The organism is Streptomyces sp. WG5 (genome assembly GCF_049974565.1).
Classification (GTDB): domain Bacteria; phylum Actinomycetota; class Actinomycetes; order Streptomycetales; family Streptomycetaceae; genus Streptomyces.
In genome coordinates, this window is record NZ_JBNGGC010000001.1 from 108946 (window position 1) to 128044 (window position 19099).

Here is a 19099-nt window from a genome sequence, read left to right on the forward strand (position 1 = left end):
CGGGCCGCCGGCCGGACGACGGGCCGCGGGAGGAGCCCCGGGACGAGCCCCGGGAGGAGCCCCGGGAAGGGCCGGAGGGGCCGGAGGGGCCGGAGGAAGAGGTGCTCACGCTGTGGTCCCGTCCCCTCCGAAGCCCTCCTGCTCGGCATGGGTCTGGTCGGCCCGGGCCTCCTCCAGGTCGTGCTGGTGCTCCAGCGCGTCGAGCCGGTCGGCCTCCAGCAGCTCGTGCACGGAGTTCATCAGCGTCTCCATGTCGACGACGCCCTCGTACTGGCCGCGCCGCCCGGTGACCGCGACCCGCCCGGCGTTGTCGGTGAGCACCGCCTCCAGCGCGTCCCGCAGCGTCGCGTCCCCGGTCACCGTGTCGTGCACCAGCGTCCCGGCCCGTGCCAGCGACCCCTTGGCCCGCATCAGGTCGCCACGCCGGAGCCACTTGTACGGCCGCCCGCGCCGGTCGAGGAGCAGGATCTCGTTGGTGCCGGCCGCCCGCAGCCGGTCGAAGATGTGCTGGAGCGGGTCCTCCACGGTCACCGTCGGGTAGTCGGTGACCCCCACGTCCCGCACGCGGGTCAGGTTCAGCCGCTTCAGCGCCGCCCCGGCGCCCACGAAACCGGAGACGAAGTCGTCCGCCGGGTTGGTGAGGATGGCCTCCGGGGTGTCGAACTGCGCGATGTGGGAGCGCTCGCGCAGGACGGCGATCCGGTCGCCCAGTTTGATCGCCTCGTCGAAGTCGTGGGTGACGAACACGATCGTCTTGTGCAGCTCGCGCTGGAGCCGGATCAGCTCGTCCTGGAGGTGGTCCCGGGTGATCGGGTCCACCGCGCCGAACGGCTCGTCCATCAGCAGCACCGGCGGATCGGCCGCCAGCGCCCGCGCCACGCCCACCCGCTGCTGCTGGCCGCCGGACAGCTGGCGCGGGTAGCGGCCGTGGAACTCCCCGGCGTCCAGCCCCACCAGGTCGAGCATCTCCTCCACCCGCGACCGGATCCGCGCCTTCGGCCAGCCGATCATCTTCGGCACCAGCGCGATGTTCTGGGCGACGGTCATGTGCGGGAAGAGCCCGGACGCCTGGATCGCGTAGCCGACCTTGCGGCGCAGTTTCACCGGGTCGATGTCGGTGACGTCCTCGCCGTTGATGCGGATGCGTCCGCCGCTGGGCTCGATCAGCCGGTTGATCATCTTCAGGGTGGTGGACTTCCCGCAGCCCGAGGGGCCGACGAAGATCACCGTTTCGCCCGCCCCGATCTCCATCGACACGTTCTCGACGGCCGGCCGCGGGTTGCCGGGGTAGCGCTTGGTGAGGCAGTCCAGCTCGATGGTCGCGCCGGTGGTGGCGCCCTGACCGTTCCCGGACCTGGACGCCCCTGCCCCGGCCGTGGACCCCCCTGTCCCGGACCTGGCCCCTCCTGCCCCGGACCCCCCGGTCCCGGATCTGGATCCTCCTGTCCCGGACATGGACCCTCCTGTCTCAGACACGGATCCCCCTCGGAATGGTCAGCCGTCCGAGCAGGACGTACGCGGCGTCGAACAGCAGCGCCAGGACGATGATCCCGAGCGTGCCCGCGAGGACCTGGTTGAGCGCGTTCTTGCTGCCCAGCGAGGCGATCCCGCGGAAGATCTCGTTGCCGAGCCCGGGGCCGGAGGCGTAGGCGGCGATCGCGGCGATGCCCATCAGCATCTGCGTCGAGACCCGGATCCCGGTGAGGATCGGCGGCCAGGCCAGCGGCAGCTCCACCTTCAGCAGCCGGGCCGGACCCGACATCCCGATGCCCTTGGCCGCGTCCACCAGCGCCGGGTCGACGCCGCGCAGACCGACGATCGCGTTGCGCACGATGGGCAGCAGCCCGTACAGGACCAGCGCGGTCACCGTCGGCGGCACACCGAGGCCCACCACCGGGATGAGCAGGCCGATCATGGCCAGCGACGGGATGGTCAGGATGGTCGACGTGGTCAGGGTCGCCAGGTTCCCCGCCCACTCGCTGCGGTAGGTGGCGACGCCGATCAGCACCCCGAGCAGCGTCGCGACGACCATGCACTGGAACACCGCGCTGGCGTGCTGGTAGGCGTCGGTGAGCAACTGCTGGTGGCGGCTGCCCAGGAACTCCCAGAAGTTCACGTGCGCTCACCTCCGGGTCGGCGGGTCTCAGTCGTTGCTGCCGTTGTCGCGGGCCGCCTGCTCCACCAGCGGGATGATCCGCAGCGGAACGGGGTTCTCCATGACGATCGCCGTGGCGGCCCGGACGATGCCATCAAAACCGACGACCCGGTCGATCACCCGCTGGAGATCGGCGTTCGAGCGGGCCACCAGCCGGCACAGCATGTCCCCCGTGCCGGTGGTGGTGTGCAGCTCCAGCACCTCCGGCACGGTCGTCAAGTGGGCCCGTACGTCGGCCCCTTGGCCCTGCCGGATCTCCAGCGTCGCGAACGCGGTCACCGGGTAGCCGAGCGCCGCCGGGTCCACCTCGGGACCGAATCCGCGGATGACTCCGTTCGACTGAAGCCGGTCGAGGCGCGCCTGCGCGGTGCCGCGCGCCACCCCGAGCCGCCGGGACATCTCCAGCACCCCGATCCGCGGCTCCCGCGCCAGCAGCCCGATGATCCGCCCGTCCAGTCGGTCGATCGCCATTCCCGTCCCCCTCGGCTGGTCATCCTGTACAGATCGCCCGCCCTCACCGGCGTGTCACTGGTCAGGTTGCCCAGTGAACGCGCGAACTATTGCGCACCTTGCAGACGCGGGAGACGCTGCGGCTATGACGCAGACCACACACCACACTCCCGACACCGCCCGGCAGGCCGACCCCTTCCCGGTCAAGGGAATGGACGCGGTCGTCTTCGCCGTGGGCAACGCCAAGCAGGCGGCGCACTACTACTCCACCGCCTTCGGCATGACGCTGGTCGCCTACTCCGGACCGGAGAACGGCAGCCGCGAGACCGCGAGCTACGTCCTGGAGAACGGCTCCGCCCGCTTCGTCCTCACCTCCGTCATCAAGCCGGCCACCGAGTGGGGCGAGTTCCTCACCCGGCACGTCGCCGAGCACGGCGACGGCGTCGTCGACCTCGCCATCGAGGTCCCGGACGCGCGCGCCGCCCACGCCTACGCCGTCGAGCACGGCGCCCGCTCGCTCGCCGAGCCGTACGAGGTCAAGGACGAGCACGGCACCGTCGTCCTCGCCGCCATCGCCACGTACGGCGAGACCCGCCACACCCTCGTCGAGCGCACCGGCTACGACGGCCCCTACCTGCCCGGCTACACCGCCGCCGAGCCGATGGTCGAGCCGCCCGCGCAGCGCACCTTCCAGGCCGTCGACCACTGCGTCGGCAACGTCGAACTCGGCCGCATGAACGAATGGGTCGGCTTCTACAACAAGGTCATGGGCTTCACGAACATGAAGGAGTTCGTGGGCGACGACATCGCCACCGAGTACAGCGCGCTGATGTCCAAGGTCGTCGCCGACGGCACGCTCAAGGTCAAGTTCCCGATCAACGAGCCCGCCGTCGCCAAGAAGAAGTCCCAGATCGACGAGTACCTGGAGTTCTACGGCGGCGCGGGCGTCCAGCACATCGCGCTGAACACCAACGACATCGTCCAGACCGTACGCACGATGAAGGCGAACGGCGTCCGGTTCCTGGACACGCCCGACTCGTACTACGACACGCTCGGCGAGTGGGCGGGCGAGACGCGCGTCCCCGTGGAGACGCTGCGCGAGCTGAAGATCCTCGTCGACCGCGACGAGGACGGCTACCTGCTGCAGATCTTCACCAAGCCGGTCCAGGACCGCCCGACCGTCTTCTTCGAACTCATCGAACGGCACGGCTCGATGGGCTTCGGCAAGGGCAACTTCAAGGCCCTGTTCGAGGCGATCGAACGCGAGCAGGCCAAGCGCGGCAACCTCTGACGGCCGGGCCGGCCTAGGCGCCGGGCGGGTCCTCCACGGAGGGCTCGCCCAGCTCCGTCAGCGCCCGCTCCGCCTCGGGCGCCCACAGCGGCGAGAAGTACGGGTTGATCATCAGCGCCTCCCGCAGATGCCGCCGCGCGGGCCCGTACCGCCCCAGCTCCTTCTCGATCACCCCCCGGTGGAACACGTACAGCGCGCTGCGCACCCCGCCGCCCTTGTCGCCGTCCGTCGCGATCGTCGCGAACTCCAGCGCCTCCCCGTGCTCACCGGCCCGGTGCAGCGCCCAGCCCAGCGCGTCGGCCACCGCCGTCCCCGGCTGCCGCCCCCACTCCGCCCGCAGCCGCCGCACCGCCGACGCCGGGTCCCCGTGGTCCGCCTCGAACCGGCCCAGCACCAGCTGCTCGTCGCCCCCGGCCGCCTCGGCCGCCCGCACCCGCTCCCGCAGCAGGTCGTACTGGACCCGCGCGGCCTGCCCGAGGCCCAGCGACTCGTACAACTCGCCCAGCTCCAGGGCGTACTCCGGGCCGGGGCGCTTGACGAGCGCCGCCTGGTACGCCGACAGCGCGTCCGTCGTCCGGCCCAGTGACGCCAGCGCCCGCCCCTGCCCGGCCTGCGCGGCCCGCTGGTCGGGGTCGGTGCGCAGCGCCTCCTGGAAGAACCGCAGCGCCTCCTGGCGGTCCCCGCGCTCGAACGCCAGCCGCCCCGCCTGCTCCAGATACGCCGCCCGCTCGGCCGGCGTCCCGGCCGCCGCCGCCGCGTCCGAGATCCGGGCCGCCGCGTCCTCCCGCCAGCCCCGGTCCCGGTAGACCGCCGCGGCCCGCGCCCCCACGGCGGGCGTGTCCGGGCGCAGCTCCATCACCTTGTCCAGGGCCCGCCCCACGCCCTCGTGGTCGCCGAGCCCCGTGTACGCGTCGATCAGCACCGCGTGCGCCGTCCACCGCTTCGGCGCCGCCTTCACCGCGCTCTCCCCCCACTTCTTCGCCGCGGGGAAGTCCCGCCGCGCCACCGACAGCGCCGCCAGCCCCTCCAGGGCCTGCGGATTGCGCTCCGACCCGACCTTCAGCGAGGTGCGCAGCGCCTTCTCGGCCTTCGGCCAGTTCGCGGTGTCCGCCGTCCGCCGGCCCCGCTCGACGTACGCCGCCCCCAGCACCGCCCACGACGCCCCGTCCAGCGGATGCGCCCGCAGGTGCTTCTCCCGGTCGCCGATCAGCACCGCCAGGTCCCCCAGCGCGGCCGGCGTCCCCGTGGTCACCGCGCCCCGCGCCAGCGCGGCCGGCCCCGGCGCGGGCGGTGGCGCGTCACCCGCGCCCCGTGGCAGCAGCACCAGGACCCCGCCGAGTACGGCCGCCCCGGCGCCGCAGGCGATCAGCACCCGGCGGCGGCGGGCTCGCCGCCCGTGTTCGATCTGCATGACGCCTACTGTGCGCCCATATGACAACCACACTCGGGCTTGCGAGGATGCCGTCGACGGGGTTCACACCGATGGCCCCGAGTGCCAACCTGTGATCATGAGCCGTATCGAAGCGCCTCGCGACGAAGACGACGCAGCCACGGCGGACCCGGCCACGGCGGACCCGGCCACCGCGGCCTCCGGCACGCTCGTCGACCGGCTGCTCGCCGGCCTCCCCGCCGAGGCCGTCCTCACCGACCCCGACGTCACCGCCTCCTACGCCAACGACATGGCGAGCTTCTGCCCGGCCGGCGCCCCCGCCGTGGTCGTCCTGCCGCGCACCGTGGAGGACGTCCAGCACGTCATGCGCACCGCCACCGAGCTGCGCGTCCCCGTCGTCCCGCAGGGTGCCCGCACCGGCCTGTCCGGCGCGGCCAACGCCACCGACGGCTGCGTCGTGCTCTCCCTGACCCGGATGGACCGCATCCTGGAGATCAACCCGGTCGACCGCGTCGCCGTCGTCGAACCGGGCGTCGTCAACGCGACGCTCTCCCGCGCGGTGCACGAACACGGCCTGTACTACCCTCCCGACCCCTCCAGCTGGGAGACGTGCACCATCGGCGGCAACATCGGCACCGCCTCCGGCGGCCTGTGCTGCGTCAAGTACGGGGTGACCGCCGAGTACGTCCTCGGCCTCGACGTCGTCCTCGCCGACGGCCGCCTGATGTCCACCGGCCGCCGCACCGCCAAGGGCGTCGCCGGGTACGACCTCACCCGCCTGTTCGTCGGCTCCGAGGGCTCCCTCGGCATCGTCGTACGGGCCGTCCTCGCCCTGCGCCCCAAGCCGCCCGAGCAGCTCGTGCTGGCCGCCGAGTTCTCCTCCGCGACCGCCGCCTGCGACGCGATCTGCCGGATCATGGAGGGCGGGCACGTGCCGTCCCTCCTCGAACTGATGGACCGTACGACCGTCAAGGCGGTGAACGACCTCGCCCACATGGGTCTGCCGGAGACCACCGAGGCGCTCCTGCTCGCCGCCTTCGACACCGCCGACCCGACCGCCGACCTCGCCGCCGTCGGCGCGCTGTGCGAGGCCGCCGGTGCCACGCAGGTGGTCCCCGCCGACGACGCGGCCGAGTCCGAGCTCCTCCTCCAGGCCCGCCGCCTGTCCCTCACCGCCCTCGAAGCCGTCAAGGGCACGACGATGATCGACGACGTGTGCGTGCCCCGCTCCCGGCTCGGCGACATGCTGGAGGGCATCGAACGCGTCGCGGCGAAGTACGGCCTCACCATCGGGGTCTGCGCCCACGCGGGCGACGGCAACACCCACCCCACGGTCTGCTTCGACGCGGCCGACCCCGACGAGTCCCGGCGGGCCCGCGAGTCCTTCGACGAGATCATGGCCCTCGGCCTGGAACTCGGCGGCACCATCACCGGCGAGCACGGCGTGGGCGTCCTGAAGAAGGAGTGGCTGGCACGGGAGATCGGCCCGGTGGGCCTGGAGATGCAGCGGTCCGTCAAGCAGGCATTCGACCCGCTGGGCATCCTCAACCCCGGCAAGCTCTTCTGAGAACGGCCTCTGAGACCCGGCGAGCCGCTCCGGCGCGGTGCTCCGCGCGTCGCGCCGCCCCTCACCGGGCGAGCAGCTCGGCCAGCCCGTCGTCGATGCCGGACTGCCCGTCCTCGGTGCCCGGCGGCACCGCCCGCAGGGTCCGCTCCAGCCAGGCCGACACCTGTGCCGTCGGCGCCTCCAGGAGGGCGTCCCCGTCGGGGCTGCTCAGCGCCATCAGCACGACGCCGCGGCCCCGCGCCTTCGACGGCCACACCCGCACGTCCCCGTGCCCGCACGGCCGGAACACCCCCTCCACCAGCAGATCGCGGGCGAACGTCCAGTGCACCGGCTGCGCGGAGCCGATGTGGAAGGTGACGTGGACGGCGTACGGGTCGTCGGTGTGGTAGCCGAGCAGGGCCGGTACCGGGATGCCGCGCTCGGGCGACAGGATGAGCCGCAACTCCAGTTCGCGTTCCACGACGGTGGGGTGGGGGCGCATGGCCGGGTGTCCTCTCTCGTACGGGTCCGCACGGGCCGCCTGGAGCGGGCCCGCACGAAGGAGAACGGCGGGGGCCGCGAGCGTTACGCGGGTTCGCGGAACTTTTCTCCCCCCTCTGTCCCCGGAGTGAAGATCCATGCACGAGGTTGCCCGGAAAGGGGCGGGTCCGGCGGGACCGGCGGTGCGGATTGCGCCCGTCTGATAGATGTTGAGCCCCCCTACCAACCCCCGAGCAGATACGGGACGACGGACATGAGCGCCCCAACCCCGGCCCCCGGCGACGACAGGCCCCGCGAAGGGTATTACCCGGACCCGTCCATTCCTGGATACGTCCGGTACTGGAACGGCGCCTCCTGGGTGCCGGGCACGAGCCGGCCCGCCCCCAAGGACGGCGAGCCGCTCGCGCCTCCGCCCGGCGTGCGGCCCTCCGTCGAGGAGACCGGCCCGCACTTCTTCGACGAGGACCCGGTCGGGGACCCGCCCGCCGCCGCGTCCCCGCACGGCAGCCGCCCGGAACCCGCGACGGCCTGGGGCGCCGACCGCTCCCACCAGTCCGGCTTCGCCGGTGACCCGCACCAGCGCGTCGCCTGGCCGGACCCCGCCCAGGGCACGGACCCCAGGGTCCCGCACGCCCGGGGCGCGGGAACGGCCGGGGGAGCGGCGGCCGAGGCCGGTCCTGCCGCCGCGGGCGGCATCCCCGGTGCGAGGACCGCCGACGGCGCTCGGGACGGGCAGGCCGCCGGGGGGCGGCCCGCCGGCGCCGGCAACGGTTCCGGTACCGGTGCGCAGGCGCCGAGCGGCGCCGCGGGTTCCGCGGGCGGTGACCGGCCCGCCGGCGCCGGATCCGCCGAGGGCCGGCCCGCGCGGGGCGAGGACGCCCGTGCCGCGCGGGCGGACGCCTCGGCGGGGGCCGCGTCCGCCGGCGGGGCGGAGGAGGCCGGGTCGGGCAGTACCTTCGTCTTCCGGCGCCCGACGGCAGGGGGCCAGGGAGCCCCTGACGGCGCCGCCGACGAGGGCACGATGACCTTCCGCGCGTTCCCCCCGCGCGCCGACGCCGCGGGCGGCCCCGGCCCCGGCCCTGGCTCCGGCCCTGGCTCCGGCTCCGGCCGCGGTTCCGGCCCCGGCTTCGGTGCCGGGAAGGCCGCCGCCGGCCGAGCCGCCGCTGCGCAGCCCCCGGCGGCCGCCACCCCCACGGCCCTCTCCGGCCCGCAGCAGACGGGAGGCCCCACCGGCCCGACCGGCCCCACAGGCCTCACCGGCCTCACCGGCCCGACCGGCCAGGGCGGCACGGCCCTCCCGCACCAGGCCGCCGCCGTGCCGCAGCCGGACGCCTCGCCCCAGCAGCAGCCCGCCGCCTCCGCCCCGGTCGCGTCCGGACCCGGTGGAGGGCAGGCCTCCTGGGCGCAGCAGGTGCACCGGCTCGCGGGCGCCGGCGGTGACGAGCAGCCCGTCGCGCCCTGGAAACCGCCGGTCGAGGACGTGTTCCAGGCTGCCGCCCGGCGCCAGGCCGCGGCCCGCCCCGCCGGGCTCGGCAAGCGTCTGACCGCCCGGCTGATCGACACCGTCGTCCTCGCGTGCGTCACCGCGGCGGCCGCCGTACCCCTCGGTATCAAGGGGCTCGACCACGTCAACGACAAGATCGACGAGGCGAAGCTCTCCGGCGAGACCGTCACGGTGTGGCTGCTCGACGGCACGACGTCCCTGTACCTGGGCATCGTGCTCGCCGTCCTGCTGCTCTTCGGCGTCGTCTACGAGGCGCTGCCCACCGCCAAGTGGGGCCGGACCCTGGGCAAGAAGCTGCTCGGCCTGGAGGTACGGGACATCGAGGCCCACGAGCCCCCGTCCTTCGGCGCGGCCCTGCGCCGCTGGCTGGTCTACAGCGTCCCCGGCCTCCTGGCCGTCGGTGTGGTCGGCGTCGCCTGGTGTCTGTTCGACCGCCCGTGGCACCAGTGCTGGCACGACAAGGCGGCCCGCACCTTCGTCGCCGGCTGACCCGGGGGCCCACGCGTCGCCCCCGGCCTCGGCCGCGAAGCGCACCCGCCGGCCACGCGGCGCCCACCTCCGCCGCTCCGCCGGCGCGGCAGCGCGGTCCCCGCCGCGAGCACCCCCCGGCCGCCCGCCCCGACGCGCCACAGCCGCAGACGCGCGCCGCCTGCGGCCCGCGTCTCGTGTCACGCCGCTCGTGCCGCCGCGCATCCCGGCGCCACCGCCGGAGGCGCCCGTACTCCGGACGGCGGCTCGCCGCGTGCGCGGCCTGGGGGTTCGCGGTCGACTCGGGCCATGAGCAGCGAACCGCCCCCCGGCTCCGGCGGGCAGCCGCCGGAAGACGACCCGTTCAGGAAGCGTCCCCCGTCCCCCGGGCCGGACCCCGGTCCCGGCCCCGGCGGGGGCGGGACGGGCTCGCCGTACGACAACCCGCCCCCGCACGGCGGCGCCGGCCAGCCCCCGCCGTACGGCGGCAGCGCGCCCCCGCCTCCCGGGGGCGGCGGCCCCTACGGTGCTCCGCCTCCTGGCGGCGGTGGACCCTACGGTGCTCCCCCTCCCGGTGGCGGCGGCCCCTACGGCGGTGATCCGTACGGTGGCGGTTCCTACCCCACCGATCCGCTGGCCGGCATGGCACCGCTCGCCGACAGCGGGAAGCGCACACTCGCCCGGATCATCGACATGATCCTCGTGGGCATCGTGGTCTGGTTGCTCAGCTGGGCCTTCAACGTCCAGGAGTACCAGGTGGACGGCGAGGACATCTCGGTCGGCAACTCCTTCTGGCAGTCCCTGATCGCCGCGGTGCTCTACATCGCCTACGACACGTACATGACCGCCAGGACGGGTCAGACCCTCGGCAAGAAGTGGCTCGGCCTGCGGGTGGCCAACCTGGACGACGGCGCGACGCCCTCGGTGCAGACGTCACTGATCCGCTCCCTGGTGCTGTGGATTCCGTTCGCCTTCTGCTGCGCCTGTGTCTGGACGGTCATCACCGGTGGCTGGAGCTTCTTCGACCGGCCCTACAAGCAGGGCCTGCACGACAAGGCCGCCAAGACGGTGGTGGTCAGTGCCCGTTGAGGTCCCGGGAAGGTGTCAGGCGGCGCGGCCTCGGGCCGGCTCGCCCGCGCCCGCGGAGACCCGGGCCGCCGGCACCGGTTCCCGGGCCGCGGTCGGCCTGTTCGCCGGCACGGTGGTCGCCCTCCGCGTCCCGGGCCGGGCCACCGCCATGGCGACCAACAGCCCGAGGGCCAGCGCCGCGACGGCGACGACGGCGATTCCGGGACCCGAACTCGTCTGTGACAGCAGCAGCATGGCGAGCGTCGAGATGATCACCGTGCACGAACCGTAGGCGAACTGTGAGGCAGTCGGACGGGGCATGGCCATCGTGTCCTCGGAAGACAATCTGGGGTGAGACGGGCCGTCGGCCTGGCATTCCGCCGGCTCCCGGGCGTTCCGCCAAGCGACTCTAACCCGCTGTGTGCCCGAGTGGAACCGGCAGTAAGCGTGACCTAACCGACAGGGCCGATGCACAGGGGGCGCACGGATTCATGGCGTCCGGGAAGTGGACGGTCCCGCGCGCCCGTCGGGGGACGCCACGACGGCCACGCCGACGGCCCGAGGCGCCGCGACGGGCCACGACGGGCCACGACGGGCCACGACGGGGCACGACGGTCACGGGCCGGTGTCCGCAAAGCGAACGCCGACTCCGCATAGTGCACTTGTCCTGCGCAAGTCAAGGTCTGTCTTTTCCGGTGAACCTCTAGTCAAATGTCGTCACTTGACTACACGCGTTGATCACGTGTGCGCGGACCTGCCCTGTCCTTGTCCCCCCATCCGCGCGCGTGCACGCGGGGGAGGAACTCAAGTGACCAGCAGATCCTGGACGTTCAGAACGGCGGCGACCACCGTCGCACTCGCCGCGGCCACCGCCACGCTCTCCGCGGCCGGCGTGGCGCAGGCGGACTCGCCCGCCCGGCCGGAAGCCGTGGACCGCCACGACCCGCATCCCGCGAAGGGCATGCACTCCCATGACCTCAAGGGCCCCATGAGCGACACTCAGGAGGCCCAGCGCGAGGAGGCGCTGAACCAGGTCATATCCGGCAAGGCCTCGGTGAAGAAGAAGGACGGCTCCAACGTCGTCCAGCTCAAGGGCAAGAAGGGCGACGCCAAGTACGTCGAGCTGGGTCGGGAGAAGACCGACAAGATCTTCACCATCCTGGTCGAGTTCGGCGACAAGGTGGACAGCCGCTACGGCGGCGACCCGGGCCCGCTGCACAATCGGATAGCCAAGCCGGACCGCACGACGGACAACTCCACGGCCTGGAAGGCCGACTACGACCAGCAGCACTTCCAGGACCTGTACTTCGGTTCCGGCAAGGGCGTCAACTCGGTCAAGACGTACTACGAGAAGCAGTCCTCCGGCCGCTACTCGGTCGAGGGCGAGGTCTCCGACTGGGTCAAGGTCCCCTACAACGAGGCCCGCTACGGCAACAACGACTGCGGCGACACCAACTGCCCGAGCGTGTGGAACGTCGTCAGCGACGGCCTGACCGCCTGGGTCGAGCAGCAGAAGGCGGCCGGCCGCACCGACGCCCAGATCAAGGCGGACGTCGCCCGGTTCGACGAGTGGGACCGCTACGACTTCGACGGCGACGGCGACTTCAACGAGCCCGACGGCTACATCGACCACTTCCAGATCGTGCACGCCGGCGAGGACGAGTCCGCGGGCGGCGGCGCCCAGGGCACCGACGCGATCTGGGCCCACCGCTGGTACGCCTTCGGCACCGACGCCGGCGCCACCGGCCCGGACCAGAACCGGCTCGGCGGCGCGCAGATCGGCTCCACCGGCGTCTGGGTCGGCGACTACACCATCCAGCCGGAGAACGGCGGACTCGGCGTCTACGCCCACGAGTACGGCCACGACCTCGGCCTGCCGGACCACTACGACACGGCCGGCGGCGACAACTCCACCGGCTTCTGGACGCTGATGTCGTCCGGCTCGTGGCTGGGCACCGGACGCAACGAGATCGGCGACCTGCCCGGCGACATGACCGCCTGGGACAAGCTCCAGCTGGGCTGGCTGAACTACGACACCGCCAAGGCGGGCGTCAACTCCTGGCACAAGCTGGGCGTCGCCGAGTACAACACCAAGCACAAGCAGGCGCTGGTCGTCGAGCTGCCGAAGAAGGCGGTCACCACCGAGATCGTCCCGCCCGCCGAGGGCGAGACCCAGTGGTGGAGCGGCAGCGGTGACAACCTGAAGAACACGCTCGCCCGCGGTGTCGACCTGACCGGAAGGACGTCGGCCTCCCTCACCCTCGACGGCTGGTACGACATCGAGGCCAACTACGACTACCTCTACGCCGAGGTGTCCACCGACGGCGGTGCCAACTGGACCGCCCTGGACGGCACCTTCGACGGCCGCCCGATCGAGCGCGACGGCAGCGACAAGCCGGCCCTGAGCGCCACCGTCGAGGCCTACGGCAAGCTCGCCTACCCGCTGGACGCGTACGCCGGCAAGAAGATCGACCTGCGCTTCCGCTACCAGACCGACGGCGGCGTGGCCCAGAAGGGCTTCGCGGCCGACGCGATCACGGTGACGGCCGACGGCGAGACGCTCTTCTCCGACAACGCCGAGAGCGCGGACGCCGCCTGGACGGCCGACGGCTTCACCCGCGTCGGCGCGTCCTTCACCAAGGACTACGCGCAGTACTACATCGCCGAGAACCGGCAGTACGTGTCGTACGACAAGACGCTGAAGACCGGCCCGTACAACTTCGGCTTCACGTCGCGCCCGAACTGGGTGGAGCACTACGCGTACCAGAACGGCCTGCTGATCTGGAAGTGGGACACCTCCCAGGCGGACAACAACACCAGCCAGCACCCCGGCACCGGCCTGCTCCTCCCGGTCGACTCGCACCCGACCGCGCTGAAGTACTCCGACGGCACGCTGATGCGCAACCGCGTCCAGACGTACGACGCGCCGTTCAGCCGCTACCGCACGGACGGCATGACCCTGCACAAGGGCGACGTGGCGACCTGGATCCCCGGCTCCAAGGGAGTGCCGGTCTTCAACGACCGCACCGACGACTACTACGACGAGTCGAACCCGGCCGGCGGCGTCAAGATCACTGACACCAACACGAAGATCAAGATCCTCAAGGAGGCCAAGAACGGCTCGACGATCGAGCTCGAGGTCGGTCCTGCGGGCAGGTAAACAGCATCTGCCCAGGTCAAGGCATGATCGGCGGTGACCCCTGGCGGGTCGCCGCCGATCCGTGTTTAGGTGCGTCCTGTGGTTCTCTTATCGACACCCGCACCGACACCGGCTGACACGGGGGTATGACCGCATGGCCGCAGGAGGCTTCTGCAAGCTGCCGAACGGCACGGTGGTGGTGGCACTGAACCTGCCCAGCCCCGCGGCCCCCGAGGGCAGCGTGCGCGTCCTCGTCCACGCGCACAACCGGGCGCGCGCCCTGACCAGGCTGCGCAACCTGGGCCTGCGCGCGGTCTATCTGCGGGGCAACGCCGCACCGCCGACCCCGGACGAGATCACGGCGGTCCTGCACCATCCGGACGGCCTCATATGGCGCACGGCGCCGGTGGCCGGCGCCTTGGGCGGCCCGGACCTGGTGCAGGAGCTGTGGCACCCCATCCGGGCCCTGATCAGACGCCCGACGGCGCAGACGTGAGGCGAACCGCCCCGGAGCGCGGGGCGGGCGCCGGGGCAGCGCACGCGCGGCGGCGGGCGCCCGGCGGCGGCCGCTACTGGACGACCGGCTTCCCGGACAGCTCCACTCCCGCCTCCCGCAGCTCCTCCAGCGCCCGTTCGGTGGTCTCCGCGGACACCCCGGCGGTCAGGTCGAGCAGCACCTGCGTACGGAAGCCCTCCCGCGCGGCGTCCAGGGCGGTGGCCCGTACGCAGTGGTCGGTGGCGATGCCCACGACGTCGACCTCGTCGATCTGCCGGGTCCGCAGCCAGTCGCCGAGGGACGTGCCGTTCTCGTCGGTGCCCTCGAAGCCGCTGTAGGCCGCCGCGTACGCCCCCTTGTCGAAGACGGCGTCTATCGCGCCGGAGGCGACGGCGGGGGCGAAGTTCGGGTGGAAGCCGACGCCTTCCGTGCCGGCGACGCAGTGCGCCGGCCAGGAGTGGACGTAGTCGGGGTGGTCGGCGAAGTGGCCGCCCGGTGCGATGTGGTGGTCGCGGGTGGCCACGACGTGGCGGTAGCCGGCGGGCGCCTGCCCGATCAGCTCGGTGATGGCGGCGGCCACGTCGGCACCGCCGGACACCGCGAGGCTGCCTCCCTCGCAGAAGTCGTTCTGCACGTCTACGACGATCAAGGCGCGGCGCATGGTCGGTGTCCTTCGACTGGGGCGATGGGGCGGGGGGAGAGGTCGTGTGGAGGAATGTGGGGGAACGGAGGAGATGTCGGGGTCCGGGGGACAGAGGGGCGCGCCCCCGTATCGAGGGGCACCAGCTTTAGCTACCCGAGCCCTCGTGCAGGTACTCCGTCGGAATGACGGGTTCCCCTCGGGAGAGCTGGGTGGCGGACAGCGGGAGGTTGGCGCGGGCGGCCGCGTGCCGGTCCCGGGCGGCGTCCAGCGGCTCGCGGGCCACGACCTCACCGCCCTTGACCAGCTCGACGAGGAGCTGCCGGTCGGCGAGGCCGGCGGGCACCGGCCCGGTGCCGACCACCTCGGCCTCGGCGTAGCCGTGGGCGTCCAGCCGCCGGGCGGCCCACTTGCGTCCGCCGACCGAGGTCTTGCCGCCGCTGGACTTCTTCGCCACCGGTACCAGCGGCGCCCCCTCGCCGGTGGAACCGCCGGACTCGGCGCGGGCGACCAGCTTGTAGACCATCGAGGCCGTCGGGTGCCCGGACCCGGTCACCAGCTGGGTGCCGACGCCGTACGCGTCCACCGGCGCCGCCGCCAGCGAGGCGATGGCGTACTCGTCCAGGTCCGAGGTCACCACGATCTTCGTGTCCGTCGCGCCGAGCTCGTCCAGCTGCTGCCGCACCCGGTGGGCGACCAGCAGCAGGTCGCCGGAGTCGATGCGCACGGCGCCCAGCTCGGGCCCGGCGGTCTCCACGGCCGTGCGGACGGCCTCGGCGACGTCGTAGGTGTCCACCAGCAGCGTGGTGTCCCGGCCGAGCGCGGCCACCTGGGCCCGGAAGGCGTCGCGCTCGTTGTCGTGGAGCAGGGTGAAGGCGTGGGCGGAGGTGCCGACGGTGGGGATGTTGTAGCGGAAGCCGGCGGCCAGGTCGGAGGTGGTCGCGAAGCCGCCGACGTAGGCGGCGCGGGCGGCGGCCACCGCGGCCAGCTCGTGGGTGCGGCGGGCGCCCATCTCGATCAGCGGCCGGTCCCCGGCGGCCGAGGCCATCCGGGAGGCGGCGGCGGCGATCGCCGAGTCGTGGTTGAGGATGGAGAGGATCACCGTCTCCAGCAGCACGCACTCGCCGAAGGTCCCCTCGACCCGCATGATCGGCGAGCCCGGGAAGTACACCTCGCCCTCGGGGTAGCCCCAGATGTCGCCGCTGAAGCGGTACTCGGCGAGCCAGTCCAGGGTCTCCCCGTCGACGATGCCCCGCTCGCGCAGGAAGCGCAGGACGCCCGCGTCGAAGCGGAAGTTCTCCACCGCGTCCAGCACCCGCCCGGTGCCCGCCACGACGCCGTAACGGCGCCCGTCGGGCAGCCGGCGGGTGAAGACCTCGAAGACGCTCCGCCGCTCGGCCGTACCCGCCCGCAGGGCGGCTCGGAGCATGGTCAGCTCGTACTGGTCCGTGAAGAGCGCCGTCGAGGGAACGTTCACCGGCAGCCCAAGGTCCGCTATGTCCACCGAACTCTCCTAGGTATGACGCGCCGGGCACCCCCGGGGTGGTCCCGGGGGCCCGGGGGGTGGTCCCCCGGGATGTGCGGCTCGGCAGGGATGCTACCCCCATTTCGTCAGTCTGACGATTTGTGGTTCCGTGGCGTGGACCACAGGCCCGTTTGTGCGAGTGCCCCCCTGTGGTGGCAGCATGGGCCATGTGACGGCAGCCGCACCCATGGAGATCGAGAAGACCGAGTCGGCGGAGGAGGTCTTCGCCGTACCCGAGCCCGACGTGCCCTGGGTGACGATCGTCCACAACGATCCCGTGAACCTCATGAGCTACGTGACGTACGTCTTCCAGTCGTACTTCGGCTACTCGAAGGACAAGGCCACCAAGCTCATGATGGACGTCCATCACAAGGGCCGGGCGGTCGTCTCCAGTGGCTCGCGCGAGGAGATGGAACGGGATGTGCAGGCCATGCACGGCTACGGCCTGTGGGCCACCCTCCAGCAGGACCGGAAATGACCCACGCCCGCCCGCAGGACGGAAGTAGCTGAATCACCTCCATGCCAGGACAGTTCGAACCGCTCCCCGGCGGCGGCGCGGCCGTCGCCCTCGACGACGTCGAGATCTCCATCATCCGCTCCCTGGCCGTGCAGCTCCTGGAGCTGATCGGCCCCGGCCCCGCCGAGGACGCCTCCGACGACCCGCTCGCCGAGCTCTTCGCCGAGGGCCCGAGCGAGCCGCCCTCCGACCCGGTGCTGCGGCGCCTGTTCCCGGACGCCTACGGCGACCCCGAGGGCACCCCGCAGGCCAGGGAGGCCGAGGAGCAGCGGGCGCACTCCGCCGAGTTCCGCCGCTACACCGAGAACGACCTGCGGGCCGGCAAGCGGGAGAACGCGCTCGCGGTGATCCGCACCCTGGACGCCCTCTCCTCGGCGGCCGCGGGCGAGGACGGGGCGGTGCTGAAGCTGTCGGCCGAGGAGTCCCGGCAGTGGCTGAGCGCACTGAACGACCTGCGCCTCGCGATCGGCTCCCGGCTGGAGATCGCCGACGAGCACGACACCGACCTGCTCTACCGGCTCCCGGACGAGGACCCCCGCAAGCCGATGGTGATGGCCTACCTGTGGCTCGGTGGACTCCAGGAGACGCTCGTCGCGACCCTGATGCCCTGAACCGGTCCGGCACGTCCGCGTTTCGCGCACGCGGGGACGACACCGGTCAGCGGAGTTCCAAATCCGGATAACGATCGCGTCAAACCGGCGCCCTTTTTTGCGCCGCAGGGGCGCCCTTTGTCCGCTTCTGTCTGTGTGGCACGTCACAGTTCCGCCCTGTGATCAATGGCGCCGTCGTGGTAAATCTTCACGACCGCCCGGCGAACACCACCCGAATGTTCGGCCGGGTGCGCCACCGAGCCGGCGGACCGCCGGCCAGGCACCGAGCGGGACGTGAGGCCCGCTCAGCTCCATCATCCGGGGGGATCGAGACCCGATCCGAGGCCGAGTCGAGGCCCGGGTCGGCATGGAGAAAGGCGCACCACACATGACCTCTGCGCAGGTCGACACGGAGAAGGCCCCCGAAGAGGGCTACGAGCGCGGACTCAACAGCCGCCAGGTCCAGATGATCGCGATCGGCGGCGCCATCGGCGTCGGCCTCTTCCTGGGCGCCGGGGCCAACATCGCCAAGGCCGGCCCCAGCATCATCCTCATGTACGCCCTCGCGGGCGTGATCATCTTCTTCATCATGCGGGCCCTCGGCGAGCTCCTGCTCTACCGCCCCGTCTCCGGCTCCTTCGCCGAGTACTCGCGGGAGTTCCTCGGCCCCTTCTTCGGGTACTTCACCGGCTGGACGTACTGGCTGATGTGGGTGGTCACCGGCATGGCGGAACTCACCGCCGCCGCCATCTACATCCACTACTGGTTCCCCGACATCCCGCAATGGGTGTCCGCCCTCGTCTTCCTGGTCCTCCTCTTCGTCGCCAACCTGATCTCGGTGAAGCTCTTCGGCGAGATCGAGTTCTGGTTCTCGATGGTCAAGGTCACCGCCATCATCGGCATGATCGTGATCGGCGTCGGCGTGCTCACCCTCGGCTTCAGCCAGGCCGGTGACACCGCGGCCGTCTCCAACCTGTGGGAGTTCGACGGCTTCTTCCCCAAGGGCATCGGCTCGTCCCTGATGACCCTGCAGGGCGTCATGTTCGCCTACCTCGCCGTCGAGCTGGTCGGCGTCACCGCCGGCGAGTCGGAGAACCCCGAGAAGACCCTCCCCAAGGCGATCAACACCCTGCCCTGGCGCATCGCCCTCTTCTACGTCGGCGCCCTCACCGTCATCCTGGCCGTGGTGAAGTGGACCGAGTTCGCCGAGGGCGTCAGCCCCTTCGTGGAGGCCTTCACCGTCATCGGCATCCCGGCCGGCGCCGGCATCGTCAACTTCGTCGTCCTCACCGCCGCCCTGTCGTCCTGCAACTCCGGCATGTACTCCACCGGCCGCATGCTGCGCACCCTCGCGGACAACGGCGAGGCCCCCAAGGTCTTCAACCGGCTGTCGTCCACCAAGACCCCGGCCATCGGCATCGGCGTCTCGGTGGTCTTCATGGGCATCGGCGTCGTCCTGAACTACGTCGTCCCCGAGAAGGCCTTCGGCTACGTCACCTCCGTCGCCACCGCCGCCGGCATCTGGACCTGGCTGATGATCCTGATCAGCCACGTCCTGTACCGCCGCAAGGTCGTCGCGGGCCGCCTGCCCGCCTCCTCCTTCCCGGCGCCCGGCGGCTCGGTCTGCTCCTACGTCGCCATCGCCTTCCTCCTCTTCGTCACCTGCCTCATCGCCTACGACGCCGACGCCCGCGTCTGCCTGTACGTGATGGCCGGCTGGGCCGCCGCCCTCGGCATCGGCTGGGCGGTGCTCAAGGCCCGCAACCCGGAGATCACCGACCGGCCCGGCGAGCCGGAGCTCGAGAAGATCGGCTGACCA

At 72.2% G+C, this 19099-nt stretch carries 17 protein-coding genes; 9 read left to right on the top strand and 8 right to left on the bottom strand.

Features of this window, described 5'->3' with window-relative positions; translation table 11 throughout:
* Positions 1–105: 105 nt before the first annotated feature.
* The 3 genes from ACP4IX_RS00410 to ACP4IX_RS00420 are packed head-to-tail and all read right to left on the bottom strand — an operon-like array spanning position 106 to position 2626.
* The gene (locus ACP4IX_RS00410; protein WP_426554403.1) at positions 106–1455 is read right to left on the bottom strand and encodes a betaine/proline/choline family ABC transporter ATP-binding protein; all 1350 of its coding nucleotides are present in this window, start codon (positions 1453–1455) and stop codon (positions 106–108) included.
* Positions 1456–1468: 13 nt separating this feature from the next.
* Complete coding sequence (locus tag ACP4IX_RS00415) at positions 1469–2116, bottom strand: ABC transporter permease (RefSeq protein WP_426516680.1); 648 nt, start codon at positions 2114–2116, stop codon at positions 1469–1471.
* Between the two features lie 27 nt (positions 2117–2143).
* Positions 2144–2626 carry an Lrp/AsnC family transcriptional regulator gene (locus ACP4IX_RS00420; RefSeq protein ID WP_426516682.1) on the bottom strand — a complete coding sequence of 161 codons (483 nt, stop codon included), beginning with the start codon at positions 2624–2626 and terminating at the stop codon, positions 2144–2146.
* A 124-nt stretch (positions 2627–2750) separates the two neighbouring features.
* Here ACP4IX_RS00420 and hppD point away from each other — a divergent pair, with 124 nt between their 5' ends.
* The gene (gene hppD / locus ACP4IX_RS00425; protein ID WP_426516684.1) at positions 2751–3896 is read left to right on the top strand and encodes a 4-hydroxyphenylpyruvate dioxygenase; all 1146 of its coding nucleotides are present in this window, start codon (positions 2751–2753) and stop codon (positions 3894–3896) included.
* 13 nt (positions 3897–3909) lie between these two features.
* On the opposite strand, the gene ACP4IX_RS00430 is transcribed toward hppD, so the two are convergent.
* The gene (locus ACP4IX_RS00430; protein WP_426554404.1) at positions 3910–5307 is read right to left on the bottom strand and encodes a tetratricopeptide repeat protein; all 1398 of its coding nucleotides are present in this window, start codon (positions 5305–5307) and stop codon (positions 3910–3912) included.
* A 91-nt stretch (positions 5308–5398) separates the two neighbouring features.
* On the opposite strand from ACP4IX_RS00430, the gene ACP4IX_RS00435 reads away from it, so the two are divergent.
* Positions 5399–6853 carry an FAD-binding oxidoreductase gene (locus ACP4IX_RS00435; RefSeq protein WP_426554405.1) on the top strand — a complete coding sequence of 485 codons (1455 nt, stop codon included), beginning with the start codon at positions 5399–5401 and terminating at the stop codon, positions 6851–6853.
* A gap of 61 nt (positions 6854–6914) precedes the next feature.
* Here the strand turns inward: ACP4IX_RS00435 and ACP4IX_RS00440 are convergent, their stop codons facing one another.
* Positions 6915–7334, bottom strand: a complete 420-nt coding sequence (locus tag ACP4IX_RS00440) for an SsgA family sporulation/cell division regulator (protein ID WP_426516690.1) — start codon at positions 7332–7334, stop codon at positions 6915–6917.
* Between the two features lie 252 nt (positions 7335–7586).
* Between ACP4IX_RS00440 and ACP4IX_RS00445 the strand changes: the two genes are divergently transcribed.
* Together ACP4IX_RS00445 and ACP4IX_RS00450 are read left to right on the top strand one after the other, a co-directional pair.
* A complete protein-coding gene (locus tag ACP4IX_RS00445) occupies positions 7587–9326 on the top strand; it encodes an RDD family protein (protein ID WP_426516692.1) in 1740 nt (579 codons plus the stop codon).
* Positions 9327–9614: 288 nt separating this feature from the next.
* Positions 9615–10394 carry an RDD family protein gene (locus ACP4IX_RS00450; protein ID WP_426516694.1) on the top strand — a complete coding sequence of 260 codons (780 nt, stop codon included), beginning with the start codon at positions 9615–9617 and terminating at the stop codon, positions 10392–10394.
* Positions 10395–10409: 15 nt separating this feature from the next.
* Here ACP4IX_RS00450 and ACP4IX_RS00455 read toward each other — a convergent pair whose 3' ends face one another.
* On the bottom strand, positions 10410–10694 hold the full coding sequence (locus ACP4IX_RS00455; protein ID WP_426516696.1) for a hypothetical protein: 285 nt from the start codon (positions 10692–10694) through the stop codon (positions 10410–10412).
* A 487-nt stretch (positions 10695–11181) separates the two neighbouring features.
* On the opposite strand from ACP4IX_RS00455, the gene ACP4IX_RS00460 reads away from it, so the two are divergent.
* Both ACP4IX_RS00460 and ACP4IX_RS00465 read left to right on the top strand, forming a co-directional pair.
* Complete coding sequence (locus ACP4IX_RS00460; RefSeq protein WP_426516698.1) at positions 11182–13533, top strand: immune inhibitor A domain-containing protein; 2352 nt, start codon at positions 11182–11184, stop codon at positions 13531–13533.
* 133 nt (positions 13534–13666) lie between these two features.
* Entirely contained in the window at positions 13667–14008 is a 342-nt protein-coding gene (locus ACP4IX_RS00465) for a hypothetical protein (RefSeq protein WP_426516700.1), read from the top strand.
* A 73-nt stretch (positions 14009–14081) separates the two neighbouring features.
* Here ACP4IX_RS00465 and ACP4IX_RS00470 read toward each other — a convergent pair whose 3' ends face one another.
* Positions 14082–14669, bottom strand: a complete 588-nt coding sequence (locus tag ACP4IX_RS00470; RefSeq protein WP_426516702.1) for a nicotinamidase — start codon at positions 14667–14669, stop codon at positions 14082–14084.
* 127 nt (positions 14670–14796) lie between these two features.
* Positions 14797–16152, bottom strand: a complete 1356-nt coding sequence (locus ACP4IX_RS00475) for a nicotinate phosphoribosyltransferase (protein ID WP_426554406.1) — start codon at positions 16150–16152, stop codon at positions 14797–14799.
* Between the two features lie 181 nt (positions 16153–16333).
* On the opposite strand from ACP4IX_RS00475, the gene clpS reads away from it, so the two are divergent.
* From clpS to ACP4IX_RS00490, 3 genes are all read left to right on the top strand, one after another.
* A complete protein-coding gene (clpS, locus tag ACP4IX_RS00480; protein WP_073723603.1) occupies positions 16334–16651 on the top strand; it encodes an ATP-dependent Clp protease adapter ClpS in 318 nt (105 codons plus the stop codon).
* Between the two features lie 41 nt (positions 16652–16692).
* Positions 16693–17301 carry a DUF2017 domain-containing protein gene (locus tag ACP4IX_RS00485; protein WP_426516706.1) on the top strand — a complete coding sequence of 203 codons (609 nt, stop codon included), beginning with the start codon at positions 16693–16695 and terminating at the stop codon, positions 17299–17301.
* A 367-nt stretch (positions 17302–17668) separates the two neighbouring features.
* Positions 17669–19096 carry an amino acid permease gene (locus tag ACP4IX_RS00490; RefSeq protein ID WP_426516708.1) on the top strand — a complete coding sequence of 476 codons (1428 nt, stop codon included), beginning with the start codon at positions 17669–17671 and terminating at the stop codon, positions 19094–19096.
* The last annotated feature ends 3 nt before the right edge of the window (positions 19097–19099 follow it).

Excerpts from the sequence above, each read along its gene's own strand:
- ACP4IX_RS00410 (WP_426554403.1), bottom strand. The coding sequence starts at position 1,455 with ATGTCCGGGACAGGAGGATCCAGATCCGGGACCGGGGGGTCCGGGGCA.
- ACP4IX_RS00420 (WP_426516682.1), bottom strand. The coding sequence starts at position 2,626 with ATGGCGATCGACCGACTGGACGGGCGGATCATCGGGCTGCTGGCGCGG.
- hppD (WP_426516684.1), top strand. The coding sequence starts at position 2,751 with ATGACGCAGACCACACACCACACTCCCGACACCGCCCGGCAGGCCGAC.
- ACP4IX_RS00430 (WP_426554404.1), bottom strand. The coding sequence starts at position 5,307 with ATGCAGATCGAACACGGGCGGCGAGCCCGCCGCCGCCGGGTGCTGATC.
- ACP4IX_RS00440 (WP_426516690.1), bottom strand. The coding sequence starts at position 7,334 with ATGCGCCCCCACCCCACCGTCGTGGAACGCGAACTGGAGTTGCGGCTC.
- ACP4IX_RS00445 (WP_426516692.1), top strand. The coding sequence starts at position 7,587 with ATGAGCGCCCCAACCCCGGCCCCCGGCGACGACAGGCCCCGCGAAGGG.
- ACP4IX_RS00450 (WP_426516694.1), top strand. The coding sequence starts at position 9,615 with ATGAGCAGCGAACCGCCCCCCGGCTCCGGCGGGCAGCCGCCGGAAGAC.
- ACP4IX_RS00455 (WP_426516696.1), bottom strand. The coding sequence starts at position 10,694 with ATGCCCCGTCCGACTGCCTCACAGTTCGCCTACGGTTCGTGCACGGTG.
- ACP4IX_RS00465 (WP_426516700.1), top strand. The coding sequence starts at position 13,667 with ATGGCCGCAGGAGGCTTCTGCAAGCTGCCGAACGGCACGGTGGTGGTG.
- ACP4IX_RS00470 (WP_426516702.1), bottom strand. The coding sequence starts at position 14,669 with ATGCGCCGCGCCTTGATCGTCGTAGACGTGCAGAACGACTTCTGCGAG.
- clpS (WP_073723603.1), top strand. The coding sequence starts at position 16,334 with ATGGGCCATGTGACGGCAGCCGCACCCATGGAGATCGAGAAGACCGAG.
- ACP4IX_RS00485 (WP_426516706.1), top strand. The coding sequence starts at position 16,693 with ATGCCAGGACAGTTCGAACCGCTCCCCGGCGGCGGCGCGGCCGTCGCC.
- ACP4IX_RS00490 (WP_426516708.1), top strand. The coding sequence starts at position 17,669 with ATGACCTCTGCGCAGGTCGACACGGAGAAGGCCCCCGAAGAGGGCTAC.